Origin of the sequence: Micromonospora sp. NPDC000668 (assembly GCF_042897975.1) — a bacterium.
Taxonomy (GTDB): Bacteria; Actinomycetota; Actinomycetes; order Mycobacteriales; family Micromonosporaceae; genus Micromonospora.
Map to the genome: position 1 here is coordinate 113,735 of NZ_JBIAYP010000003.1, position 23,647 is coordinate 137,381.

General features: G+C 71.8%; 22 protein-coding genes. 14 read left to right on the forward strand and 8 right to left on the reverse strand.

Going from position 1 to position 23,647, the window contains the following annotated elements; all coding sequences use genetic code 11:
- Positions 1-21: 21 nt before the first annotated feature.
- Positions 22-714: an SDR family NAD(P)-dependent oxidoreductase gene (locus ACFY29_RS16750; protein WP_386987046.1), complete on the forward strand. Its 693-nt coding sequence runs from the start codon at positions 22-24 to the stop codon at positions 712-714.
- Here the strand turns inward: ACFY29_RS16750 and ACFY29_RS16755 are convergent.
- Positions 699-1,499: a dTMP kinase gene (locus tag ACFY29_RS16755; protein ID WP_328426053.1), complete on the reverse strand. Its 801-nt coding sequence runs from the start codon at positions 1,497-1,499 to the stop codon at positions 699-701. The two genes, ACFY29_RS16750 and ACFY29_RS16755, sit on opposite strands and share 16 nt — an antisense overlap.
- 141 nt (positions 1,500-1,640) lie before the next feature.
- Between ACFY29_RS16755 and ACFY29_RS16760 the strand changes: the two genes are divergently transcribed.
- The 5 genes from ACFY29_RS16760 (at position 1,641) to ACFY29_RS16780 (ending at position 4,799) form a co-directional block, all read left to right on the forward strand.
- On the forward strand, positions 1,641-2,267 hold the full coding sequence (locus tag ACFY29_RS16760; protein WP_355609457.1) for a nucleotidyltransferase family protein: 627 nt from the start codon (positions 1,641-1,643) through the stop codon (positions 2,265-2,267).
- The gene (locus ACFY29_RS16765) at positions 2,264-2,539 is read left to right on the forward strand and encodes a hypothetical protein (RefSeq protein WP_386987048.1); all 276 of its coding nucleotides are present in this window, start codon (positions 2,264-2,266) and stop codon (positions 2,537-2,539) included. The genes ACFY29_RS16760 and ACFY29_RS16765 overlap by 4 nt, the downstream gene beginning before the upstream one ends.
- Positions 2,540-2,549: 10 nt before the next feature.
- The gene (locus tag ACFY29_RS16770; RefSeq protein ID WP_386987050.1) at positions 2,550-3,326 is read left to right on the forward strand and encodes a metallophosphoesterase; all 777 of its coding nucleotides are present in this window, start codon (positions 2,550-2,552) and stop codon (positions 3,324-3,326) included.
- Positions 3,317-3,460: a GPGG-motif small membrane protein gene (locus ACFY29_RS16775; RefSeq protein ID WP_007464364.1), complete on the forward strand. Its 144-nt coding sequence runs from the start codon at positions 3,317-3,319 to the stop codon at positions 3,458-3,460. The genes ACFY29_RS16770 and ACFY29_RS16775 overlap by 10 nt, the downstream gene beginning before the upstream one ends.
- Positions 3,461-4,304: 844 nt before the next feature.
- On the forward strand, positions 4,305-4,799 hold the full coding sequence (locus tag ACFY29_RS16780; protein WP_386987055.1) for a TspO/MBR family protein: 495 nt from the start codon (positions 4,305-4,307) through the stop codon (positions 4,797-4,799).
- Positions 4,800-4,850: 51 nt separating this feature from the next.
- Here ACFY29_RS16780 and ACFY29_RS16785 read toward each other — a convergent pair whose 3' ends face one another.
- A complete protein-coding gene (locus tag ACFY29_RS16785) occupies positions 4,851-5,624 on the reverse strand; it encodes a peptidoglycan DD-metalloendopeptidase family protein (protein WP_328419705.1) in 774 nt (257 codons plus the stop codon).
- 251 nt (positions 5,625-5,875) lie between these two features.
- Here ACFY29_RS16785 and ACFY29_RS16790 point away from each other — a divergent pair, with 251 nt between their 5' ends.
- From ACFY29_RS16790 to ACFY29_RS16810, 5 genes are all read left to right on the forward strand, one after another.
- Positions 5,876-7,219: an ABC transporter substrate-binding protein gene (locus ACFY29_RS16790; RefSeq protein WP_355609333.1), complete on the forward strand. Its 1,344-nt coding sequence runs from the start codon at positions 5,876-5,878 to the stop codon at positions 7,217-7,219.
- A 66-nt stretch (positions 7,220-7,285) separates the two neighbouring features.
- Positions 7,286-8,332 carry a sugar ABC transporter permease gene (locus ACFY29_RS16795; RefSeq protein WP_355609336.1) on the forward strand — a complete coding sequence of 349 codons (1,047 nt, stop codon included), beginning with the start codon at positions 7,286-7,288 and terminating at the stop codon, positions 8,330-8,332.
- Position 8,333: 1 nt separating this feature from the next.
- The gene (locus tag ACFY29_RS16800; protein WP_355609339.1) at positions 8,334-9,302 is read left to right on the forward strand and encodes a carbohydrate ABC transporter permease; all 969 of its coding nucleotides are present in this window, start codon (positions 8,334-8,336) and stop codon (positions 9,300-9,302) included.
- Positions 9,303-9,369: 67 nt separating this feature from the next.
- Positions 9,370-10,416 carry a LacI family DNA-binding transcriptional regulator gene (locus ACFY29_RS16805; RefSeq protein WP_328419713.1) on the forward strand — a complete coding sequence of 349 codons (1,047 nt, stop codon included), beginning with the start codon at positions 9,370-9,372 and terminating at the stop codon, positions 10,414-10,416.
- 95 nt (positions 10,417-10,511) lie between these two features.
- A complete protein-coding gene (locus ACFY29_RS16810) occupies positions 10,512-12,185 on the forward strand; it encodes a glycoside hydrolase family 13 protein (RefSeq protein ID WP_386988448.1) in 1,674 nt (557 codons plus the stop codon).
- 116 nt (positions 12,186-12,301) lie between these two features.
- On the opposite strand, the gene ACFY29_RS16815 is transcribed toward ACFY29_RS16810, so the two are convergent.
- Genes ACFY29_RS16815 through xylA form a run of 3 tightly spaced genes read right to left on the reverse strand, consistent with a single transcriptional unit; the run spans position 12,302 to position 16,410 of the window.
- Positions 12,302-13,726 carry an MFS transporter gene (locus ACFY29_RS16815; protein ID WP_386987060.1) on the reverse strand — a complete coding sequence of 475 codons (1,425 nt, stop codon included), beginning with the start codon at positions 13,724-13,726 and terminating at the stop codon, positions 12,302-12,304.
- Between the two features lie 57 nt (positions 13,727-13,783).
- Positions 13,784-15,214, reverse strand: a complete 1,431-nt coding sequence (gene xylB / locus ACFY29_RS16820; RefSeq protein WP_386987062.1) for a xylulokinase — start codon at positions 15,212-15,214, stop codon at positions 13,784-13,786.
- A gap of 8 nt (positions 15,215-15,222) precedes the next feature.
- Positions 15,223-16,410: a xylose isomerase gene (gene xylA, locus ACFY29_RS16825; protein WP_386987065.1), complete on the reverse strand. Its 1,188-nt coding sequence runs from the start codon at positions 16,408-16,410 to the stop codon at positions 15,223-15,225.
- Positions 16,411-16,497: 87 nt separating this feature from the next.
- Here xylA and ACFY29_RS16830 point away from each other — a divergent pair, with 87 nt between their 5' ends.
- Together ACFY29_RS16830 and ACFY29_RS16835 are read left to right on the forward strand one after the other, a co-directional pair.
- Positions 16,498-17,736 (forward strand): ROK family protein, encoded by a 1,239-nt coding sequence (locus tag ACFY29_RS16830; RefSeq protein WP_386987067.1) that lies wholly within the window; start codon positions 16,498-16,500, stop codon positions 17,734-17,736.
- 126 nt (positions 17,737-17,862) lie between these two features.
- On the forward strand, positions 17,863-18,303 hold the full coding sequence (locus ACFY29_RS16835; RefSeq protein ID WP_386987070.1) for a SpoIIE family protein phosphatase: 441 nt from the start codon (positions 17,863-17,865) through the stop codon (positions 18,301-18,303).
- A gap of 11 nt (positions 18,304-18,314) precedes the next feature.
- On the opposite strand, the gene ACFY29_RS16840 is transcribed toward ACFY29_RS16835, so the two are convergent.
- Positions 18,315-18,956, reverse strand: coding sequence for a MarR family winged helix-turn-helix transcriptional regulator (locus tag ACFY29_RS16840; protein WP_386987072.1), 642 nt, complete (start codon positions 18,954-18,956; stop codon positions 18,315-18,317).
- 58 nt (positions 18,957-19,014) lie between these two features.
- Between ACFY29_RS16840 and ACFY29_RS16845 the strand changes: the two genes are divergently transcribed.
- Entirely contained in the window at positions 19,015-20,145 is a 1,131-nt protein-coding gene (locus ACFY29_RS16845; protein WP_386987075.1) for a PP2C family protein-serine/threonine phosphatase, read from the forward strand.
- A 43-nt stretch (positions 20,146-20,188) separates the two neighbouring features.
- On the opposite strand, the gene ACFY29_RS16850 is transcribed toward ACFY29_RS16845, so the two are convergent.
- Both ACFY29_RS16850 and ACFY29_RS16855 read right to left on the reverse strand, forming a co-directional pair.
- Positions 20,189-21,673: a sugar transferase gene (locus tag ACFY29_RS16850; protein ID WP_386987078.1), complete on the reverse strand. Its 1,485-nt coding sequence runs from the start codon at positions 21,671-21,673 to the stop codon at positions 20,189-20,191.
- Between the two features lie 211 nt (positions 21,674-21,884).
- Positions 21,885-23,639 carry a substrate-binding domain-containing protein gene (locus tag ACFY29_RS16855; protein WP_386987081.1) on the reverse strand — a complete coding sequence of 585 codons (1,755 nt, stop codon included), beginning with the start codon at positions 23,637-23,639 and terminating at the stop codon, positions 21,885-21,887.
- Positions 23,640-23,647: the final 8 nt, after the last annotated feature.

Consider the following 23,647-nt stretch of genomic DNA (forward strand, 5'->3'; position numbering starts at 1 on the left):
AGTGGCCGCTAGCGTGGGCGCATGGCAGATCGCAGTGTGCTGGTGACCGGAGGTACGGGCGGGCTCGGCGGGGCGGTCGTCGCCACCTTCTTGACGGCCGGCTGGCGGGTGGTCGTACCGGAGCGGGAAGCCCGGCCCCGGTCGGAGCCGGCAGTGGACGGGCCGGTCCGGCTGGTCGCGGACCTGACCGACCCGGCCGGCGCGGCACGGGCGGTCGAGGCCGCCGCCGGTGAGCCGGCGGCGCCACTGCGGGCGGTGGTCAACCTTGTCGGGGGGTACGCCAGCGGCGGGCTGGTGCACGAGACACCGGTCGAGGAGTTCGAGCGGATGCTCACCGCCAACCTGCGGCCGACCTACCTGGTCACCCAGGCCGCGCTGCCGCACCTGGTGTCGGCTGGCGGCGGCGCGGTGGTCTGCGTCTCGGCCCGCGCGGCGGTCGCCCCGTTTCCCGGCGCGGCCGGCTATGTCACGGCCAAGGCGGCCGTGCTCGCCTTCGCCAACGCGGTCGCCGTGGAGTACCGGTCCCGCAATGTGCGATGCAACACCATTCTGCCCAGCGTCATCGACACCCCGGCGAACCGGGCCGCGCAGCCCGACGCCGACCACTCCCGCTGGGTGACCCCGGCCGAGATCGCGCCGGTGATCCACTTCCTCGCGTCGGCGGAGTCCGCACCGACCAGCGGCGCCACCGTCCCGGTCTACGGGCGGGCCTGAGCCACCAGCGGCCCGGCGGGATAGCGACCGCTCTGCTCCCCCGCCGCCGGCTCGGCGGACGTGGTCACGACGGGTGGCGGCGACGCCGACGGCTCCGGCACGGACGGCTCAGGCGGCACGTCGGACGGCGGCGGAACGGCCGACGGACGGGCGGGGTCGGGACGGGCGTCGGGCGGCAGCCAGGTCGCCAGGTGCGCCTGAATCTGCTCGGTCACCTCCTCGGCCGGGCGGCCCGCGTCCACCAACACGAAGGTCGGGTACTCGGGCAGGGCGCGGTAGGCGGTGTCGGCCGCGGTCAGCCAGCCCATCGTCTCGTGGTCGGTGCCGCGCTGTTCGATCCGTCGGTACGCCTCGGCCGGGTCGACGGCGAGCAGGAAGGTCACCTGGGGCGTCGGGAAGCACCGGTAGCCGGCCCGGGCCAGCCGCTCCCAGCGGTGCCCGCCATGGGCCCGGATGCTGGCGTACTGGCAGGCCGAGTACCGGTCCATCACCGCCGTCCGGCCGGTGAGCAGGCAGCTGAGCAGCGCGGCTGCGATGGCGAGCCAGCGCAGCACGGACTCCACCGCCAGCATGCCGTCGCGCCCGACAAGTCGCTGGGCGTCGGGGCGGCCGAACCGGTGGGCGACCCGGCCGAGCCAGCGGCGCCCGCTCGCGTTGCGCCGGTACTTGGCCGGGCGGCCAGCGGCGGTCAACGCGTCGGCCAGCCGGTGCGCCTGGGTGGTCTTGCCCGAACCGTCAATGCCGATCAGGGCGACGGTGCGCAACCGGGCCCTGCTGCGTCGCATCCCCGTTGATCTGGCCACCCTCGACAGGTTATCCGACCCGCGCTCCGAGTCGGCGAGGTTTATGGTGCTTCATCCCGGTTGGCACCCGCCCGCGACCGGACCAGGTGTGGCCGACCGGAATGCCGGGTACGGGAGATTCAAATCCAACCGCCTGTCCACCGACCTGACCGACGGGAGAACCAGATGGCTGAGCGCGGGGACGAGAGTCTGGTGCACACCCTCAAGAAGGTCGCCGCCGTGCTCAAGCAGTCCGAGATCCCGTTCGCGCTCGGCGGCAGCTTCGCCGTCTACGCCCACGGTGGCCACTCCAGCGACCACGACGTCGACTTCCTGATCCGGGAGGCCGACGTCGAACGGTCGCTGGAGGCCCTGGTGGCCGCCGGCTTCGTCGCCGAGCGTCCCCCAGAGGACTGGCTGGTGAAGGTCTTCGACGACGGGCGGATGGTGGACCTGATCCACCGGCCGATCGAGACGCCGGTGACCGAGGAGACGTTCGGCGACACGGTCATCCGGCCGGTCGACGCGATTCACATGCCGGTTCTGTCCGCCACCCAGCTGATGGTGCACAAGCTGCTCAGCTTCTCCCAGCACTACTGCGACTTCGCCCGCGGCCTACCGCTGGCCCGGTCGCTGCGGGAGCAGATCGACTGGGAACGGGTACGCAAGGAGACGCAGCACTCGCCGTACGCCGAGGCGTTCCTGGTGCTGCTGGACCGGCTGGAGGTGGTGCCGGAAGCCGGCACCCAGGCAGGAGAGGGGACACCGTGACCCACCATCGCGACAGCGGCGCCGGGCCGCCGGACGAGTACGTCGAGGCGGAGATCCACCGGCTGCTGGCCGAGGACCCGGCCGTCGCCGAACAGGGGATCACCGTGGTGCGGCGGGAACGCGCCCTCGTGCTCTACGGCGAGGTGGAGAGCCCGCACCGGCGCGAGGAGATCCTGCGCCGGGTGGCCGCGCGTTTCCCGGACGTGCCGATCACCAGCGACATCGGGGTGATCCGTGTTCAGGCGCCCACGGAGATCGAGCAACTGCCCTGAGGGAGGTTCCATGGTGATCCGGATCGCCGCCGTGGGCGACGTACATCTGGACGAGGACGTGGTCGGCCGGTTCCGCCCCGCGCTGGAGGAGCTGCCGGAGTGCGCCGACGTGCTGCTGCTGGCCGGGGATCTGACCCGGCACGGTACCGAGGCCGAGGCGCGCTGCGTCGCGCAGGAGTTCGGCGGGTTGGCCGTGCCCGTGGTGACCGTGCTGGGCAACCACGACCACCAGTGTGACCAGGTGCCGCAGGTGGTCAAGGTGCTCGAGGACGCGGGCATCACCGTACTGGAGGGCAACGGCGTCGTGCTGGACTGCGCGGGCGGGCGACTCGGCATCGCCGGCGTCAAGGGGTTCGGCGGCGGGTTCGCCGGTCGGTGTGCGAGCGACTTCGGCGAGCCGGAGATGAAGGCGTTCGTCCAAACCACCAACGACAGCGCGGACCGGCTCGGTGACGCACTGCGCCAGCTGGACTGCGACATGCTGGTCGCGCTCACCCACTACTCACCGGTGCCGGACACGCTGGCCGGCGAGCCGCTGGAGATCTACCCGTTCCTCGGCTCGTACCAGCTGGGGCAGGCGATCGACTCGGCCCCCACCGCGCTCGCCCTGCACGGGCACGCGCACGCCGGCACCGAGCGGGGCACCACCCCCGGCGGGGTACGCGTACGCAACGTCGCGCACCCGGTGATCAAGCAGGCGTACAGCGTCTTCCACGTGGGCGATCAACTTGACACCGACCAGGTTTCCCCGATCGGCGGGTCGGGTAGTCAGAGGTCATGGAGCTGATTCTCTGGATTCTCGCAGTCGTACTCGTGGTCGCCGGCATTCTCGCGCTGTTCCGCCGGCAGATCCTGTGGGGCATCGTCCTCATCGTCGTCGGGCTGTTGGTCGGCCCGGGTGGTGTCAGCATCTTCAATTGACGTTCGTATCTCGTAACACCGGGACCCGCCGGGGTCGCCGCGACCGGAGCTCCGTCCTCCCGACAGGAGCACCGCCCGCGGCGACCCCGGCGTTGTGCTGTCCGAGAGCGCTGTGCTGTCCGAGGCCGCTCTGTCCGAGGGTCTGAGCATCCAGGCGGAGGCGTCCCGCCCGGCCGCCCCCGCCCGGGTGCCCCCTTCAGTCCCTGTCGAGCTGCCCCAGATATGGGGCGCCGGAGCCAGCACCAGTTACAGCATGTGCGCGCCAGTTGGCCGCCACGACGTGAGCGCACCAGTCGGGCCACGACGGCGTCCCCGCCCACCCGCGAACACCCGACCGCGCCGCAACGCCACCCGCACCGACCGGTTCGGCCACGACCGCGCCCCAACACCACCCCCACCCCCGGTTCGGCCACAACCGCGCCCCAACACCACCCCCACCCCCGGTTCAGCCACAACCGCGCCCCAACACCACCCCCACCCCCGGTTCAGCCACAACCGCGCCCCAACACCACCCCCACCCCCGGTTCAGCCAGATCGCCCCGCAAGACCATCCCCACCCCCGGTTCAGCCACAACCGCGCCCCAACACCACCCCCACCCCCGGTTCAGCCACGACCGCCCCGCAACGCCATCCGCGCCCACCGGTTCGGCCACGGCGAGGGCTGCACAGCGGTTTGGCCTACGAGGGAGTATCGGCACGAGTACGGTCACGGCGCAGACCGGTCCAGATCTGGGGCAGCTCGACAGGACCGTGCTGGCGCGGGCACCGGCGGCGGCAACCTGGGCGCGAGCCCTGCCTGGCCGGTGCAGCGTTTGACCGCCGACCAGACGGAAACATCTTGACCGTGAAGAGATCGCAGGACGTGCGTCCAACCTCCAACCGACGGTCGCGCTGGGCGCTGGTCGGCTTCGTGGCGGCCGTCTTCGTCGCGGCCGCGATCGGAGGGCTGGGGGTACAGGGCACCACCGAGGAGTACGCGAGCCTGCGGCAACCCAGCTGGGCACCGCCCTCGTGGCTGTTCGGCCCGGCCTGGTCGCTGCTCTACGCGCTGATCGCGGTGGCCGGCTGGCTGGTCTGGCGCCGGGTCGGCTTCTCCCCGCCGCTCTGGGCGTGGACCGCCCAACTGGTGCTCAACGCGATCTGGACCCCGCTGTTCTTCGGCGCGGGGCAGTACGGGCTGGCGTTCGCCGAGATCGTGGCGATGTGGCTGGCCATCGGGCTCACGGTGGTGTTGTTCGCCCGGGCCTCGCGGGTCGCGGCGGCGCTGTTGCTGCCCTACTGGGCCTGGGTCACCTTCGCTGCCGCACTGAACCTGTCGATCTGGCGGCTGAACTCCTGACCTACCGGTCCCCGGCGGCGGCGCCCGCCGGGGACCGTGGCCGTTCCCGGGTCAGCAGCGGGGCACGTTGGGGATGTAGCCGTCGTGACCCGTGTACACGTACGCGTCGGCGATGTAGCGGCCACTGCCAATCCGGTCCCAGATCGAGCTGGTGCCGTAGGTGCCGGTGACCGTGGTGCCGCTGGTCTGGCAGGCGATGGTCACCCGGGTGCCGTCGGCGACGGTCCCCACCGAGGCGTACCCGGTGCCGGGGCCGGAGCGGACGGTCAGCGGGGTGCCGCTGGTGTCGACCGTGCCGGAACCGGCGCCCGAGCTGCAACCGTTGTCGCTGGTGTAGCTCCTGCTGCCCCAGTAGAGCGCGAGGGTGCCGTTGAATCGGACCTGGATGTCGCTGCCGTTGAGGCGCTGCTCGTAGTGCAGGTGCGGGCCGGTCGAGCCGCCGGTGCTGCCGACCCAGCCGAGCACCTTTCCGTAGGCGACCGTCTGCCCGACCGAGACGTTGAAGCCGTTGAGGTGGGCGTAGTACGTGCTGTAACCGCCACCGTGGTTGATTCGGACGTACTTGCCGTAGCTGGTGCCGCCGAGGTCGGTCACCCGGTCGACGGTGCCGGGCGCGCTGGCCACCACCGGGTCACCGAGGTCGTCGGTGCGGTTGAAGTCGACGGCGTTCGCCGGGCTGTGGTTCGTCCGGGTCTGCCCGGTCCAGGACTGGCCGCACGGGAACGGCACTTTGAAAGTCGGCGCGGCCAGCGCCGGGCTCGCCGGGGCCAGGACTCCCCCGACGAGCAGACCCGTCACCAGCAGGCTGATCCACCGCTTACGCATACAGCTCCTCCTATGTCGAAAACCTTCGATGCGTAGCACTCAGCCTGACAGATATCGTCATCCTTCGAAAGAGTCGAAGATCTGGCCCGGGAGCGCGCCCATGAGGCAGCCCGGAGGTTTCCGGATTGTTACTCGCTCGTGTCTGACAGGGGCTGGACCGAACCCGATGCAAGCGCTTACATGTGTGCACGCCCATCGGGACCGGCGCCGGGCCTTTGAGCACGACCGCGCCGGCTAGAAAGGAGGACGGCATGGCGGTCTTTACCAGACCACGCCAGGCCTTCGCGATCGCCGGCGTACTCGGGCTGGCGCTCAGCGCCACCGCTTGCGGTACCGGCGACGACAAGAAGAGCGACAACGCGGGCTCCGCGGAGTGTGCCGCATACGACAAGTACGAGGGCCACGACGGCAAGAAGGTCTCCATCTACGCGTCCATCCGTGACGCCGAGGCCGACCTGCTGGAGCGGTCGTGGTCGCAGTTCACCGAGTGCACCGGCATCGAGATCGACTACGAGGGCAACGCCGAGTTCGAGGCGCAGCTCCCGGTCCGGGTCGACGGCGGCAACGCGCCCGACCTGGCGTTCGTGCCCCAGCCGGGTCTGGTCAAGCGGTTCGCCGACGCGGGCAAGCTGAAGTCCCTCGGTGCCGACACCAAGACGATGGCCGAGCAGAACCTGCCGGCCGACTGGCTGAAGTACGGCACCGTCAACGGCACCCTCTACGGCGTGCCACTCGGCGCCAACGTGAAGTCCTTCGTCTGGTACTCGCCGAAGCTCTTCAAGGAGAAGGGCTGGGCGGTCCCGACCAGCTGGGACGACATGATCAAGCTCAGCGACACGATCGCTGCGAGCGGCGTCAAGCCGTGGTGCGCCGGCATCGAGTCCGGTGACGCCACCGGCTGGCCGGCCACGGACTGGATCGAGGACGTGCTGCTGCGGACGCAGACCCCCGAGGTCTACGACCAGTGGACGACCCACGCCATCCCGTTCAACGACCCGCGGATCGTCGACGCGGTCAACCGGGCCGGCACCATCCTGAAGAACGAGAAGTACATGAACGGCGGCTTCGGCGGCGTGAAGAGCATCGGCACCACCGCCTTCGGTGAGGCCGGCCTGCCCGTCACCACCGGCAAGTGCGCCATGCACCGGCAGGCGTCCTTCTACGCCAACCAGTTCCCCGAGGGCACCAAGGTGGCCGAGGACGGTGACGCCTTCGCGTTCTACTTCCCGGCCATCGACCCCGCCAAGGGCAAGCCGGTGCTGGGCGCGGGCGAGTTCGTCGTCGCCTACGCCGACCGCCCCGAGGTCCAGGCGGTGCAGACCTACCTCGCCTCCAGCGAGTACGTCAACAGCCGCGCGAAGCTGGGCAACTGGGTCACGGCGAACAACAAGCTGGACATCGCCAATGTCGCCAGCCCGATCGACAAGCTCTCCGTCCAGATCCTGCAGGACAAGAGCGGCGTCTTCCGCTTCGACGGATCCGACCTGATGCCGGCCGCGGTCGGCGCGGGGACGTTCTGGAAGGGCATGGTCGAGTGGATCAACGGCAAGGACACCGCACCGGTGCTCCAGGGCATCGAGAGCAGCTGGAAGTGATCTGAACGGTGGGCCGGTCCGCACCCGCGGGCCGGCCCACCGGCGGATCCGGACCTGGGAGGGTCGATGGAGTTCGACTTCGCGGAGGAACAGCCGAAGTTCCTCATGCTGATGTACGGGCTGATCGCTTTCGTCGCGGTGGTGGGCGGTCTGCTCCTGCTTCTCGACGTGGTGCCGGCCTGGTTCGCTCGGCGGCGGGAGGCGCAGTTGGTCGCCGCGTCCGTCAGCGGCACCCCGCTCCCCCGCCGGCGCAAGCAGGGGGAGGGACTCTTCGCGCTCTTCTTCCTGCTGCCCACGCTGCTGCTGCTCATGGTCGGGTTGGTCGTTCCGGCCATCCGCACCACACTGCTGTCCTTCATGGACGCGGGCAGCAACAACTGGGTCGGGCTGCGCAACTACGGCTGGCTGTTCTCCGACGGCTCGATCATCCGGGTCCTGATCAACACCCTGGTCTGGGTGGTCCTGGTCCCGCTGGTTGCGACCGCGTTCGGCCTGATCTACGCCGTCCTGGTGGACAAGGCCCGCTTCGAGGCGGTGGCCAAATCACTGATCTTCCTGCCGATGGCGATCTCCTTCGTCGGCGCCAGCATCATCTGGAAGTTCGTCTACGCCTACCGCGGCGACGGCGACCAGATCGGTCTGCTCAACCAGATCGTGGTCAGCCTCGGCGGTGAGCCCAAGCAGTGGCTGCTCGAATCACCGCTGAACACGCTGCTGCTGATCGTCATCATGGTCTGGATCCAGGCCGGTTTCGCCATGGTGGTGCTCTCCGCCGCGATCAAGTCCATCCCCGGTGACATCGTGGAGGCCGCCCGACTCGACGGCGTCAGCCCGTGGCAGATGTTCTGGCGGATCACCATGCCGAGCATCCGGCCGGCGCTGATCGTCGTGGTGGTGACGCTCACGATCGCCACGCTCAAGGTCTTCGACATCGTCCGGACCTCGACCAACGGCAACTACGACACCAACGTGATCGCCAGCGAGATGTACAACCAGGCGTTCCGGTACGGCCAGAACGGGCAGGGCTCCGCACTCGCGGTCTTCCTCTTCATCCTGGTCATCCCGGTCGTGATCTACCAGATCCGCAACCTCCGTCAGCAGCGGGAGGGCTGAGATGACCACCGCAACGCCCACCGTGGCCGCCGGCACCCAGAAGACCGACGGCACCACGCCCACCACCGCCGGGCGGGTCCGCAAGCGGCTGAACAGCCGTACCGCGACCCTTGTCTCGGTCGTCATCGCGGTGGTCTGGACCATCCCGACCTTCGGCCTGTTCATCTCCTCCCTCCGGCCGGAGGACGAGATCAAGACCACCGGCTGGTGGACCGCCTTCACCAACCCGCAGTTCACGCTGGAGAACTACCAGCAGGTCCTGTTCGGGCGGTCGTCGTCATCCGGGCAGCTCGCGAGCTACTTCGTCAACTCGTTGGCGATCACCATCCCCTCGGTGCTCTTCCCGCTCGCCTTCGCGGCTCTGGCCGCGTACGCGCTGGCGTGGATCAACTTCCGTGGCCGGGACTGGCTCTACATCGCGATCTTCGCGTTGCAGATCGTGCCGTTGCAGATGGCCCTGGTGCCGCTGCTGAAGTTCTTCTCCACCGGCGTCACCCTCGGCGGCGTGACCCTGATGCCGGCCTGGGATCTGGTCGACGAACAGAAGTTCGCCCAGGTGTGGTTCGCGCACACCTGCTTCGCGCTCCCGTTCGCCGTCTTCCTGCTGCACAACTTCATCTCGCAACTGCCGGGAGACCTGATGGAGGCGGCCCGGGTAGACGGGGCCAGCCACCCGAAGATCTTCCGCAGCATCGTGCTGCCGCTGATCATGCCGGCGCTGGCCGCGTTCGGCATCTTCCAGTTCCTCTGGGTCTGGAACGACCTGCTGGTCGCGCTGATCTTCGCTGGCGGTGGCAACGAGACAGCTCCGCTCACCGTCCGGCTGGCCGAGATGGCCGGCACCCGGGGCAACGAGTGGCAGCGGCTGACTGCCGGCGCGTTCGTCTCGATCGTCGTACCGCTCATCGTGTTCCTGTCCCTCCAGCGCTACTTCGTGCGAGGTCTGCTCGCCGGCAGCGTCAAGGGCTGACCCGCATGCCCGCCGCCGCCTGGCCCCTCGGGCGGCGGCGGGCATGCGGGTACGGAGCGGGGGAACCGTGACGAAGATTGATGATGTCGCCCGGCTGGCCGGAGTGTCCACAGCCACCGTTTCGCGGGCACTGCGCGGGCTGCCGACGGTCTCGGCGGCCACCCGACGCCGGGTACTAGCCGCCGCCGAGCAGCTCGACTACGAGGTCTCGCCGAGTGCGTCCCGGCTCGCTGGCGGCCGGACCGGCACGGTCGCTGTGGTGGTCCCCCGGATCACCCGCTGGTTCTTCAGCACCATCGTCGAGGCGGTCGAGGAGTTCCTCCACCAGTCCGGCTACGACCTGCTGCTGTACAACCTGGGCGGCCGGGAACAGGTCCGCCAACGGGTGCTGCGCACCGCCAACCTGCACAAGCGGGTGGACGCGATCATGCTGGTCGCCACGCCGCTGCGGCCGGCCGACCTGACCGCGCTGGCCACCCTGGACCTGCCCGGTGTGACCATCAGCTCGGGGACCAGGGTGCCCAACTGGCCGTGCGTGCGGATCGACGACGTGGCCGCCGCCCGGACCGCCACCCGGCACCTGCTCGACCTCGGTCACCACCGGATCGCGCACATCTCCGGTGACCCCGACGACGAACTGGCCTTCACCACCCACCTGGACCGACGCCGGGGCTACCAGGCGGAGCTGCGGGCCGCCGGCCTGCGACCCGACCCGAGCCTGGACGTCGAGTCGACGTTCACCATCGACGGCGGCAACCGGGCCGCCGCCGAACTGCTGGCCCGGGGCGAGCCGCCGACCGCGATCTTCGCGGCCTGCGACGAGATGGCGATGGGCGCGATGACCGCGCTGCGCGACGCCGGGCTGCGCGTACCGCAGGACGTCAGCGTGATCGGCATCGACGACCACGACCTGGCCGGCGTGCTCGGGCTCAGCACCATCGCCCAGCCCGCCGCCGAGCAGGGCCGGCTGGCCGCCCGGATGCTGCTCGACCCGCTCGGGGCCCGGAGCGTGGGCCCGATCGTCGGTCAGCGGACCGCCGGCTGCGAGACCCCGGTGATCCTGCCCACTCGGCTGGTGGTCCGGGACTCGACCGCACCACCCCGGGCACACTGAACGGACCCATCCGCCGCCGGCCGGCGGCTGGCGGCGACGTGGCCGGCAGCAGCACCGCCCGGCAGTCCACCCACAGCTCGACACGGGAGACGACCCTGAACACCGACCCGACGCAGCAGATCCCCTCCGGCGACCCGATCACCGGCTGGTGGACCGAAGCCGCCATCTACCAGATCTACCCCCGCTCGTTCGCCGACTCGGACGGCGACGGGGTCGGCGACCTGCCGGGCATCACCGCCCGCCTCGACCACCTGGTCGAGCTGGGCGTGGACGCGGTGTGGCTCTCCCCGTTCTACCCGTCGCCGCAGGCCGACGCCGGCTACGACGTGGCCGACTACCGGGACGTCGATCCGCTGTTCGGCACCCTCTCGGACGCGGACAAGCTGATCGCCGAGGCCCGCTCCCGCGGTCTGCGGGTGATCGTCGACCTGGTGCCGAACCACACCTCCTCGGCGCACCGCTGGTTCCGAGCCGCGCTGCCCACCGCACCCGGCAGCCCGGAGCGGGCCCGGTACATCTTCCGCGACGGCCTCGGCCCGGCCGGCGACCAGCCGCCGAACGACTGGCAGAGCGTCTTCGGCGGCCCGGCCTGGACTCGCACGGTCGACCCGGACGGGCGGCCCGGCCAGTGGTACCTGCACCTGTTCGACACCGGCCAGCCCGACCTGAACTGGGACAACCCCGAGGTGCACGCGGAGTTCCTGGACGTGCTGCGGTTCTGGCTGGACCGTGGGGTCGACGGCTTCCGCGTCGACGTGGCGCACGGCCTGGTCAAGCAGGCCGACCTGGCCGACTGGCAGGAGCCGCAGGAGATCCTCTCCGGCAACGAGGTGGACAAGCCGCGCCCGCCGATGTGGGACCAGGAGGGCGTGCACGAGATCTACCGGCAGTGGCGGCAGGTCCTGGACAGCTACCCCGGCGAGCGGGTGCTGGTCGCCGAGGCGTGGGTGGAGCCGGCCGAGCGGCTGGCCCGCTACGTCCGCCCGGACGAGATGCACCAGGCGTTCAACTTCGAGTACCTGCTCGCCTCCTGGACCGCACCGGCCCAGTACGCGGTGATCACCCGCTCGCTGGAGGCGACCGACTCGGTCGGCGCGCCGACCACCTGGGTGCTGTCCAACCACGACGTGGTGCGGCACGCCTCCCGGCTCGGCCTGCCGATCGGCGCCGGCCGGCCCAACGGCATCGGGATCGGCGACCCGCAGCCGGACGCCGCACTCGGCCTGCGCCGGGCCCGGGCGGCCACCCTGCTGATGCTGGCCCTGCCCGGCTCGGCCTACCTCTACCAGGGCGAGGAGCTGGGGCTGCCCGAGCACACCACGATGCCCGACGAGGCCCGGCAGGACCCGACCTGGCTGCGTAGCGGGCACACCCAGCGTGGTCGCGACGGCTGCCGGGTGCCGATCCCGTGGGAGGCCGACGCGCCGTCGTACGGCTTCGGCCCGACCGACGCCAGCTGGCTGCCGCAGCCACCGCTGTTCGCGGAGTACGCCCTGGACCGGCAGCGCGACGTGCCCGGATCGACGTACGAGCTGTACCGCACGGCCCTGCGGTTGCGCCGTGCCCACGGGCTGGGTCGCGGCACGCTGGAGTGGTTGTCCTCCGGCGACGAGGTGCTGACCTTCCGCAATGGCGGGCTGACCGTGCTGACCAACTTCGGTGACGCCCCGGTGCCGGTTCCGGCCGGTGCCGAGTTGCTGGCCGCCAGCGCGCCGCTGGACGACGACGGCGCGGTCCCGACCGACGTGACGGTCTGGCTGCGCGGCTGACCTCAACCCAACCGGCCCATCCCGTCGACCCCTGCTCCTGACCGGGCCGACGGGATGGGCCGGCGAGGGCCGGGGGCGGCGGGACGGCGCCGCCGAGCGCAGCCGGCGGGGTCGGATCAGAGACGGTCGGCGCGGGTGTGCAGCAGGTCGTGCACGTTTTCGATGTCCGCCGGTGAGGTCCGCGAGGCGAGCCAGTACATGATGCCGGTGGGAATGAAGAAGAGCTGGAACGCGGCCAGCCCGACGGCGAAGTTCAGCGGCGGCGGGAACGCCGTACGCAGGCCCTGGAAGGCCGCCCCGACCAGCCCGTTGCCGGCCGCCCGGCCGACCCCGTTGACCAGGTTGCCCAGGCTGTACACGGTGCCCCGGTGCTCCGGCGGGTTGACGTCGGCGATCAGCGCGAACCAGTTCGGCGAGTTGGCCGAGGTCAGCGCCAGCGCCACCACCGCGGTCAGCAGGCTCAGCCCGACCGTCGGCTCGGTGAACACACTGGACAGCACGGCGCCGACCACCGCGCCGGTGCTGCCGCCGTCCGGCACGTCGATGGTCACCGGCACGAAGAACAGCACCAGGTAGAACGGCAGCGCGGCGAGGATGCCGACCGCGGCGACCAGTGCCCGGCCCCGAGGGGTACGCCGCTGCACCGCGTCGCCGATCAGCCCACCGACGATGGAGAGCACGCCGCCGAGCTGGAACAGCGTGGCGAAGACACTGCCCACCACCACCGCTGTCGACTCCGAGTAGCCCTGGTCCTCGGCCCGCTCGGCGAAGAGCACCGGCAGCCAGACCAGCGAGCCGAAGGCGGCCTGCGCGGTCAGGCCCTGCAGGATCAGCCACCGGTTGGTCCGCCGGGCCAGGATTCGCGGCAGGTCGGCCCGGCTGATCCGGTAGTCGTACTCGGCTCCGGCCTCCAGTGCCTCGGCCAGCTCCGGCTCGCTCTGGCCACGCCGGATGTCGTAGGTGAACAGGTAGGCCATGGTGGCGGCCAGGCCCACGCCGGTCAGCACCAGGAACGGACGCCGCCAGTCGGTCGCGCCGAGCAGCCCGCCGACCAGCGTGCCGGCCAGTGTGCCGACGCCCTGGGACAGCCCCCAGAAGCTCATCACCAGCCCTCGTCGGGTCGGTGAGATCAGGTCGGTGACCACCGAGAAGCCCACCGAGCCGACCGCACCGAGACCGACCGCCGCGACCATCTGCGCGGCCAGGAACGTCAGGTAGTCGCCGGCGAACGCACTGCCTCCGGTGCCCGCCGCCCAGAGCAGCGTGCCCACCATGAGCAGGGGTTTGCGGTTGGTCCGGTCGCCGACGTACGCCCAGCCGACCGCGGCCACCGCGCTGACCAGGAAGCTGACCGCGGTGACCAGGCCGAGCAACCGCGCCGACACGGCGAACGCGTCGGAGATCGGCCCGTACAGCGGCGGCACCAGCCCGATCGCCACATTGTCCAGTGAGGCGAGCAGCACGAACACCACGACGCTGTACAGCCGGTGCGCCCGGCTGCCGCCCCTGGCCCGCCGAGGCCCGTCACTGGTCACGGTCATGACCGGCAGCCAACCAGACCGCGCCGACGGGTGCGTCACGCGGGTGGGTGCCGCCGGTCAGCGGCGGTCGAGGACCAACCCCCGAGCGGCGGCGTACTGGTCACGGACGGCGGGGACGGGCTCGGCGCCGTACTCCTCGGTGCCCTCGACCGCCCAGGCGGGCGGCGTCGGACCGCCCAGGGCGACCCAGGCGGCCTGCCGGGCGGCGCCGTCGGCGACGTACTCCCCGGCTGGCGGAACGACCACCGGGCAGCCGAAGACCTGCGGCGCGATCCGGCGCACCGCGACCGACCGTGCCCCGCCGCCGACCAGGATGACCCGGCGGACGGTGGCGCCCTGAGCCCTCAGCGCGTCCAGGCCGTCGGCGAGCGCGCAGAGCATGCCCTCCACGGCGGCCCGAGCCAGATGCGCGGGAGTCGAGGTGCGCAGGGTCAGGCCGTGCACCGCGCCGGTGGCCAGCGGTCGGTTCGGCGTCCGCTCCCCCTCCAGGTAGGGAACCATCACCAGCCCGTCCGCCCCCGCCGGCGCGGACAGCGCCAGCTCGGCCAGCTCGTCCAGGCCGACCCCGAGCATCGCGGCGGCGGCGTCCAGCACCCGGGCGGCGTTCAGCGTGCAGACCAGCGGCAGGAATCGTCCGGCCGCGTCGGCGAAGCCGGCCACCGCGCCACTCTCGTCGGCCGCCGCCACGTCGGCGACGCTGAACACCGTGCCGGAAGTGCCGATCGAGACGACCACGTCGCCCGGGCCGGCGCCGACGCCGAGCGCGGCGGCGGCGTTGTCCCCGGTGCCCGCGCCGAGCAGCGCACCGCCCGGCCCACCCAGCTTCCCGGCCGGCAGCGTGCCGGCCGACTCGGCCGGGCCGAGCACCTCGGGCACCGCCAGCCGCCGGCCGAAGGCCCGCTCCAGCAGGTCCAGCCGGTAGCCGCCGGTGGCCGGCGACCAGTAACCCGTGCCGCTGGCGTCACCCCGGTCGGTACGCAACGCGGCCAGCCCTGGCGCGCCGGCCAGCCGCCAGGTCAGCCAGTCGTGCGGCAGGCAGACGGCGGCCACCCGGGCCGCCAGCTCCGGCTCGTGCCGGGCCAGCCAGCGCAGCTTGGTGATGGTGAAGCTGGCCACCGGCACGCTGCCGGTGGCCTCGGCCCAGAACTGGCGCCCGACCGCGCCGCCGCCGGCCTCCTCGACCAGCTCGGCGGCGGCGTCGGCGGAGCGGGTGTCGTTCCACAGCAGCGCCGGGCGGACCACCCGGCCGGCCTCGTCGAGGCAGACCATGCCGTGCTGCTGGCCGGCGACCGAGACCGCCGCCACGTCGGCCAGCCCGCCGGCCTGGTCGGCGGCGCTGCCCAGCGCCTGCCACCAGGCTTCCGGGTCGACCTCGGTGCCGTCCGGGTGCGGCGCCCGGCCCTGCCGGAGCAGGGCACCGGTCTCCGCGTCCCGGATCACCACCTTGCAGGACTGGGTGGACGAGTCAACGCCTGCGACCAGCGGCATGGCGGGCCTCAGCGGGCGCCGAGCAGGTGCTCGACGGCGAGCTGGTTGAGCCGGACGAAGCCGAAGCCCCGGGCGGCCACCGCGTCGGCGTCGAACTCCTCGAAGGCGGACCGGTCGGCGCGCAGCTCGTCGTACCCCTCGCCGGGGTTCAGCGTCGGGGTGGTCAGCTCGGCGACCTTGCTGACGGCGAGCGCCTCGGCCACCTCGGGGTCCTCGCGGAACGCCGCGGCCCGCTCCTTGAGCAGCAGGTACGTGCTCATGTTGGCCGCTGCCGACGCCCACACCCCGGCCATGTCCTCGGTCCGGGAGGGCTTGTAGTCGAAGTGCCGGGGCCCGTCGTAGGTCGGACCGCCGTCCGGGCCGCCGTTCTCCAGCAGATCCACCAGGGCGAACGCGTTGAGCAGGTCGCCGTGGCCGAAGACCAGGTCCTGGTCGTACTTGATGCCGCGCTGACCGTTGAGGTCAAGGTGGAACAGCTTGCCCTGCCAGAGCGCCTGGGCGATGCCGTGGGCGTAGTTGAGCCCGGCCATCTGCTCGTGCCCGACCTCGGGGTTGAGGCCGACCAGCTCCGGGTGGGCCAGCTGGGAGATGAAGGCCAGTGCGTGCCCGATGGTGGGCAGCAGGATGTCACCACGCGGCTCGTTGGGCTTGGGCTCCAGCGCGAAGCGCAGGTTGTAGCCCCGGTCGATGACGTACTGGGTGAGCAGGTCGACCGCCTCGCGGTAGCGGTCCAGCGCGGCACGGACGTCCTTGGCGACGTCGTACTCGGAGCCCTCCCGGCCGCCCCACATCACGAAGGTGCTGGCACCCAGCTCGGCGGCCAGGTCGACGTTGCGCAGCACCTTGCGCAGCGCGTAGCGGCGGACGTCGCGGTCGTTGCTGGTGAAGCCGCCGTCCTTGAAGACCGGGTGGTTGAAGAGGTTGGTGGTGACCATCGGCACCACCAGGCCGGTCTCGTCGAGAGCCTTGCGGAATCGGGCGATGTGCTGGTCACGGGTGGCGGCGTCGGCCCCGAACGGGACCAGGTCGTCGTCGTGGAAGGTGATCCCGTACGCGCCCAGCTCGGCGAGGCGGTGCACCGACTCGACCGGGTCCAGCTCGGGACGGGTCGCGTCACCGAACGGATCGCGGGCCTGCCAACCCACGGTCCAGAGCCCGAAGGAGAACTTGTCAGCGGGGGTGGGACGGGGTGCCATGAGGAACCTCCGGGGGTGGTGGGGTGGTGTCGTCCACTATTTGTTCAACGATTGAATTATTTGCGCGACGTATGGCACTGTCAAGGGGTGAGCCCCACCAACGCCCCTGCCGGTGCGGTCCGTCAGGGCAGCCTGCGCGAGCTCAACCTCGCCCTGGTGCTCGGCCGGATCGCCGCCGCCGACCGACCCCCGTCCCGGGCCGATTTGGCCACGGCGACCGGCCTGACCCGGGCCACCGTCTCCGCGGTGGTCGAGGACCTGCTCGCCGGCCAACTGGTCAGCGAGGCCGATCCGGCGCCCCGATCCGGCGCCGGCCGCCCGGCCCGGGGTCTGGTGCTGGCCGACCAAGGGCCGGCCGGGCTCGGCCTGGAGGTCAACGTCGACTACCTGGCGGTCTGCGTGGTGGACCTCGCCGGCCAGGTCCGGCACCGGACCGTGCACCGAGCCGACCTGCGCCCGGTCGACCCCGCCGACGCCCTGGCCCGACTGGTCGAGCTGGCCGGACAGGCCCGCGCCGACGCCGCCCGGCAGGGCCTGACCCTGGCCGGGGCCGCGCTCGCCGTGCCCGGCCTGGTGGACGACGCCGGGATGGTCCGGCTCGCGCCGAACCTCGGCTGGCGGGACGTGCCGGTGCCCGCACTGCTCGCCAGGCATTCCCCGCTGACCGAGCAGGTGCCCGGCATGCCGGCACTGGTGGTGGACAACGAGGCCAACCTCGCGGCGCTCGGCGAACTGCACTCCCGGCCGCCCGGCCCGGCCAGCTTCCTGCACATCTCCGGCGAGGTCGGCATCGGCGCCGGGATCGTGCTGGACGGGGCGCTGTTCCGTGGCGTCCGCGGTTGGAGCGGCGAGATCGGGCACCTCCCGGTCCACCCGCAGGGCCTTCCGTGCCGCTGCGGCGGGCGGGGCTGCCTGGAGCAGTACGCCGGGCAGGAGGCCATCGTGGCCGCCGCCGGGCTGGCCCGGGCGGAGCTTCCCGCGGACACCGCGACCGCGCGCCTGGCCGAGTTGGCCGAGGGGGGCGACGCCGCCGCGCTGCGGGCGCTGCACGACGCCGGGACCGCGCTCGGTGTCGCGGTGGCCGGCGTGGTCAACCTGCTGGACCTGGACACCGTGGTGCTCGGCGGCGGATACGCACCGCTGGCGCCCTGGCTGTGCCCGCCGGTGCTCGCCGAGATCGCCAGCCGGGTGCTCACCGCCGCCTGGTCACCGGTCACGGTCCGGCCGGCGACGCTCGGCGCGGAAGCCGCCGCGGTGGGCGCGGCCGGCTCGGTGGTCCGCCGGATCGTCGCCCGGCCCGCCGGCTGGCTGGCCCGCTGCGGCTGAGCCGGGCCGTCCGCTCTGGGCGTCCGTCGGAGGGGCTCGGTACGCTTTCCCTCCAGCAACGATCCCCGGGCAAGGAGCCAGGAACAGCATGTGCAGAGGTCGTCAGACGGGGGCCGGCGTCGGGCGGTGAGCACGACCCGACAGCCCACCGGCCATCCGCTGCCGGCCGACTCCCAGTTGGCCCGGGAGCTGCTCGACGGGCTCGCCGAGGCCGTGCTGACGACCGATGCGGGCGGGCGGGTCACCCTGGTCAACGCCACTGCGACGGAGCTGCTCCCGGAGATCACCGCGGGCGTCGACCTGTCCCGGTGCCCGGTGCCGGCACTGGCCCGGGCGATCGCCGACGACACTGAGAGCTTCGACGCCGAGCATCGCGGGCCGCGCGGCGGGCCGCGCGGCGTGGAGATGTTCGGCGAGGCCCGGCTGAGCGCCGCGCTCGCCTCGGCGGCCGGGCTGCCTCCGGCAGCGCTGGTCGACTGGCTGCTCCAGTTGGTCGACGAATGGCTGGACGGGCAGGCCCACGACGACATCGCGATGCTGGCCGTGCGTGCGTCAGCACCGGCGTGACCGACGGGGCGTCAGGCGGTCCGGGCCACCGGGGGCTCACCGGTGGGCTGCTCCCGGGATGCGCCGACGGTCCGCTCCGGGCCACCCGAGACGCCCGGCCACACCGCCCGGGTCGGCCCGTCCGGATCCTCCACCGAGTCCGTCTGCCCGGTCGGCCGGTCCGGGCCGTCCGGCCCACCCGGCGCCTGCACGTTCTGGCTCCGCTGCCGACGGGCGGTCTCGTCGAACTCCTGCATCCCCCGCAGCAGCGCGTTGCGTCCCGCCGGTGTCATCCCGTTCAGCACGGCGGCGAGCTGTGCCTGCCGGTTGGCCCGCAGCTCGGCGAGGAGCCGCTGGGCCTCCGGCGTGAGGTGCAGGGCGATCTCCCGCCGGTCGAACCGACCCGGCTCGCGCTCCAGCATTCCGGCGGCGACCAGCCGGTCGCAGAGCCGACTGGCGGAGCTGAGCAGCATGTCGAGTCGGGAGGCGAGCCGGCGAAGGTTGATCCCGTCGAATTGCTCCACCACCATCACAGCCCGTAGCTGGGCTCCGGAGACCCGGTTGGCCGTCCTCTCCCGGGCGGACTCCCACACGGTCAGCAGGGCAGCCGCTGCCGCGTCTAATGCGGCAGCCATACTCGTCTCGGGGTCCGGCGGACCGTGCAGTTCGGCCATGGTGGCCCGAGACTACTCCGAACCCACTGGTGGTCGAGCTTTGATCAAGGGAGTGGTGATGAGCGAAACGGTCAATCGGGCACGACGCGCCCTGAACGAGACACCCGCCGATCGACTCGTCGTCGGCATCGGGGATGTTCTGGCCCCGTCGTACGGGATCACCGAGGCGGAGCTGTACCAGGTCGACTACCGGCTCTCGAAGCTGTTGCCCCTCACCGAGGGTGATCCCATCACGGGTCCCGGGCACCCCGCCTGGCGCGCCTTCGACCATCAGTCGCCGGTGCTCGCCGACGGCACCGCCTGGCTCCCGGTCAGCATGCGCGGCGAGCGTCGGGGCGTGCTGCGACTGGCACCGGTCCCGGACGACCCTGCCCTCCTCGGCGAGCTGGCCGACATCACCACCGCGCTCGCCCACGAGCTGGCCGCCGTCTCCGCGGGCACCGACGTCTACCGCGCCACGCGGCGCAGCCAGCGGCTCACCCTGGCCGCCGAGATGCAGTGGGACCTGCTGCCGGGCCGCAGCCGGATCCGGCCCTCGTTCAGTCTGGCCGGGCAGTTGGAGCCGGCGTACACGGTGCGCGGCGACGGCTTCGACTGGTCCGACGACGGGCAGCGGCTCTGGTTGTCCACCATCAACGGCACCGGCGAGGGTGTCGCGGCCTCCCTGCTCACCTCACTGGCCACCCACGCGCTCCGCAACGCCCGCCGGGGCGGGCTCGGCCTGGCCGACCAGGCCGCCCTCGCCGACCAGGCCCTGTACGACGAGTACCGGGGTGAACGGCACCTGTCCGCGCTGCTGATGGAGCTGGACCTGCGCTCCGGGGTGATGACCGTGGTCGACGCCGGCTCGCCCCGCCTGGTCCTGCTGCGTGACGGAGAGGTCACCGAGCAGCCGCTGGAGGCGCAGTTCCCGCTCGGCATGTTCGAGGCGACCGACTACCACGAGCAGCGGTTTCCGCTGGAGCGCGGCGACCGGCTCTTCGTGGTCAGCGACGGGGTGGTGGACGCCACCGGGCAGGACGTGCGCTACGGCGAGACGGCGCTGGACCGGTTCCTTCGGCGGACCGGCCCGATGGAGCCGCTGGACGCCGTCCGGTCGCTGATCGGGGACCTGCGCGCGTTCGTGTCCGGTGACCTGGTCGACGACGCGGTGGTGGTCTGCCTGGACTGGACCGGCCCGCAGCCGTAGCCGGCCCGGCGTGTCGTCGCCGGGGATCACCGCCGGCGGACGGTCAGTACGCGCCGCGGCTTTTCAGCACGGCGCCGAAGGTCTTCCAGAGGATGGTGAGGTCGGCGGCGAGGGACCAGTTCTCCACGTAGTAGAGATCGAGCCGGATGCCGTCCTCCCAGCTCAGGTCGGACCGGCCACTGACCTGCCACAGACCCGTCATTCCTGGCTTGACCAGCAGCCGCCGGGCCACATCACCGTCGTAGCGGGCCACCTCGGAGGGCAGCGGCGGCCGCGGCCCGACCAGGCTCATCTGCCCCAGCAGCACGTTGACCAGCTGCGGCAGCTCGTCCAGCGACCACTTCCGCAGCAGCCGGCCAACCCGGGTGACCCGGGGGTCGTCGCGCATCTTGAACATCAGACCGTCGGTCTCGTTGCGGGCGGCCAACTCACCGAGCAGTACGTCGGCGTTCACCACCATGGTGCGGAACTTGAACACGCCGAACTCCTGCCCGCCCCGGCCGACCCGGACCTGCCGGAAGAGCACCGGGCCTCGGCTGTCCAGCTTGATGGCCAGCGCGATGACCGCGATCAGGGGCAGCAGCGCCAACAGCGCCATCGATGAGACGGACCGGTCGACAAAGCCCTTCACCAGCTTCCGCGCACCGCGGAACTCGGGCGCCTCGACGTGGATGAGTGGCAGCCCGGCGACCGGGCGGGTGTGGATCCGCGGGCCGGCCACGTCGGTCAGCGCGGGTGCCACCACCAGGTCGATGCCGGTCCCCTCCAACTGCCAGCCGAGTCGGCGCAGCCGGGTGGCGGTCAGCTCACCGGAGGCGGTGACCGCGACGGTGTCCGCGCCGATCGCGGTCGCGGCCTCCGGGATGCCACGGAACGATCCCACCACCGGCACGTCACCCAGCCGCTGCGCCACCGGCGCCAGCAGCGCGTCGGGGATGCACGCGCCGACCACCTGGTAGCCCGCGTACGGCTCTCGGCGCAACGTCTGCACCAGCTCCAGCACGTGCGCGGTGCCGCCGACCACCAGCACTTTCCGGGACCAGCCGGCGCCCCGAGAGCGGGCCCGGTGCAGGCGCTTGCGGGCGGCGAAGCGGACAACTTCCAGCCCGACGGTGCCCACCGCGAAGGACATGCCGAGGAAGCCTCGGGACACCGCGACGTCGGCGATGTACCCGGCGATGGCGATCGCACCGGCCAGCCGCAGGCTGGCCGTGCTGACCCGCCGGTACTCGTCCGCCCCGTAGCCGATCACCCGGTCGTCGTAGCAGCCGAGCGCCTTGAGTGAGACCAGCCAGGCCAGCACCAGCCCTGGGGCCACCAGCACGTACGGGATCTTCGAGCCGCTCGGCTCCTCGTTACCGAAGCGGGAGACGTACCCGATGAGCAGCGCGAGGATGAGGACGGTGGTGTCCAGCACCACCAGGATCCGGATGTAGGACCGTTCGTCGGCGCGCGCCACCAGCCCGGCCGGACGGCCTTCCGGCTTCGCCGACGTGCTGGCGGGGGTCAACAGTGTCGCAGTGGCCACCGGCCCTCCCACTCCGCTCAGGACGGCCTCGGCCGACGGGTCGGACCGGAGGCGGGCCGACATTGTCGGACACGTCGACATCCTGCCCCGACAACTGTGGTGAGCGATCACTTACGACGCATTGCCGTCACTTTTCTTTAGCGTTGAGGGCGAAAAAGGGCCCGCCGTACCGGATTGCGGTACGGCGGGCCCTTTCGTGCTGAGCGTCGACTCAGCGCGGCGCCGGGGGACGGAGCGCGATGGCGTTGAGGAAGATGGAGCCGATCTCGGTCGGGTCCTTGGTGACGAAGCTACCGCCACCGGTCACCTTCGTGATCGACTCCAGCTCGGCCTTGCTGACGCCCTCACCGATGCCGATCATGACGACCTGGACCGGCCGCTCCGGGTCGGCGAGCCGCTTCAGTTGGGCGAGCAGCTCGGCCTGGGAGATGCCGTTGTCGTCCTCGTTCTTGCCGTCGGTAAAGAGCACCACCGAGTTGACCCGGCCGGGCTGCCAGTCCGCCTGCACCGTCTTGTAGGCCGCGAGCATCGTGTCGTAGAGGCCGGTGTCGCCGTCGGATGGCTTGATGTTGCCGAGCGCCGCCTCCAGCTGGGCCCGCTGGCCGGAGAGCGGGGCGATGCCGACCAGCTCGCGGTAGTCCCGGTTGCCGACCAGCTTGGTGGAGAAGGTCCACAGCCCGATCGACCAGGAGTCGTCGAAGAGGCCGAGGCCGCGGCGGGCCGCGTCCACGGTGACCTCCTCCCGGCTGCGGTTGTTGGCGCTGGGCACCTCTTCCTTCATCGAGCCGGACACGTCGATGACGCAGAGCATCCGACCCGACTGGGTGGCGACCGACCAGGTGGTGACGACGCGCTGGATGGCGGCCGGGTCCAGGCCACCCGCGGCGGTGCCGCCGGTCGCCGGCGCGGTCGACGCGCCGCCGGCCGGGCTCGGTGCACCCTGCGGCGCCTTGAAGCCGGAGCCCCAGTTGCCGTCCGGTGCGCGCAGCGACTGCGCCGCGAGCCGGTTGCGGAAGGTCGGGGTGGTGAGCAGCTCGAACAGCACCCGGGCCGCGGACGCCTTGGACGGCTCCAGGCCGGGCAGCACCGCGTACGGGTAGTCCAGCGGCATCGGCGCCGGCTCCATGTAGAGCGCGGCGAGCTTGACCGGCGGCTCCTTGCTGTTGTACGCGATCACGTCTTCTTCGGACAGGGCCGCCGCGCCGAGACCACTGGCGATGGACGTCGCGTCCTTGGAGGTCGGGAAGCGGGCCAACAGGTCGTTACGGAGCGAGGAACGGCCGGTGGCCAGCGCACGCAGCGCGCCGACGGTGTTGCGCTGGGCGTCGCCGCCAGCCGCGCTGGCGGCCGTGGTCAGCGAGAGGAGACCGGACAGGCCGGCCGCGTCCCGGGTGGGCTCGACGATCCCGGTGCGCAGCGGCTTGCTGCTGTTGACCTGCTTGAGCAGGTCCGTCCAGGTGAACTTCTTGTTGGGCCAGCCGAGCCGGGTTGCCACCGGCTCGGGCATCGCCACCACGATGGGGCTGCGCGCGATGGACGCGCCGTTGGTCGGAGCGAACGCGGTCGCGTCCTTCTTCAACCGCAGCAGCCACGTCGAGGAGTCCGGCACCCAGACGTCCGGGGTGACGGCGGTGCCACTGGCCTGCCCCACGCCGGCCAGGATGACACCGTGCTTGGCCGCCACCACGGCGGCCACGTCGACCGGGTCGGACGCTGAGACGTCCACCCGGATGCACGTGCCGCCTACCGCGGCGCCGTCCTTCACCCACTGGGACGCGGCGGCGTCCACCGCTGGCGCGAGCTCGGCCGCGACTGCCACCGAGAGCCGGATCTCGCCCGAACAGTTGGGCTGGATCAGCTCTCGATAGCCGAACCAGACGCCGGTCGTGACGACGAGAACCGTCGCCGTCGCGGCGGCGGCGGCTAGATGAAGTTTCGAACGCATGCGATGGCGGCCTGCTGACACGGTGACCA

Bases quoted from the DNA above. Each gene is read 5' to 3' on its own strand.
- ACFY29_RS16775 (WP_007464364.1), top strand. From the start codon at position 3,317: ATGGAGCTGATTCTCTGGATTCTCGCAGTCGTACTCGTGGTCGCCGGC.
- xylA (WP_386987065.1), bottom strand. From the start codon at position 16,410: ATGGCACCCCGTCCCACCCCCGCTGACAAGTTCTCCTTCGGGCTCTGG.
- xylB (WP_386987062.1), bottom strand. From the start codon at position 15,214: ATGCCGCTGGTCGCAGGCGTTGACTCGTCCACCCAGTCCTGCAAGGTG.
- ACFY29_RS16785 (WP_328419705.1), bottom strand. From the start codon at position 5,624: ATGCGTAAGCGGTGGATCAGCCTGCTGGTGACGGGTCTGCTCGTCGGG.
- ACFY29_RS16800 (WP_355609339.1), top strand. From the start codon at position 8,334: ATGACCACCGCAACGCCCACCGTGGCCGCCGGCACCCAGAAGACCGAC.
- ACFY29_RS16755 (WP_328426053.1), bottom strand. From the start codon at position 1,499: ATGCGACGCAGCAGGGCCCGGTTGCGCACCGTCGCCCTGATCGGCATT.
- ACFY29_RS16770 (WP_386987050.1), top strand. From the start codon at position 2,550: ATGGTGATCCGGATCGCCGCCGTGGGCGACGTACATCTGGACGAGGAC.
- ACFY29_RS16845 (WP_386987075.1), top strand. From the start codon at position 19,015: ATGAGCGAAACGGTCAATCGGGCACGACGCGCCCTGAACGAGACACCC.
- ACFY29_RS16840 (WP_386987072.1), bottom strand. From the start codon at position 18,956: ATGGCCGAACTGCACGGTCCGCCGGACCCCGAGACGAGTATGGCTGCC.
- ACFY29_RS16815 (WP_386987060.1), bottom strand. From the start codon at position 13,726: ATGACCGTGACCAGTGACGGGCCTCGGCGGGCCAGGGGCGGCAGCCGG.
- ACFY29_RS16750 (WP_386987046.1), top strand. From the start codon at position 22: ATGGCAGATCGCAGTGTGCTGGTGACCGGAGGTACGGGCGGGCTCGGC.
- ACFY29_RS16790 (WP_355609333.1), top strand. From the start codon at position 5,876: ATGGCGGTCTTTACCAGACCACGCCAGGCCTTCGCGATCGCCGGCGTA.
- ACFY29_RS16795 (WP_355609336.1), top strand. From the start codon at position 7,286: ATGGAGTTCGACTTCGCGGAGGAACAGCCGAAGTTCCTCATGCTGATG.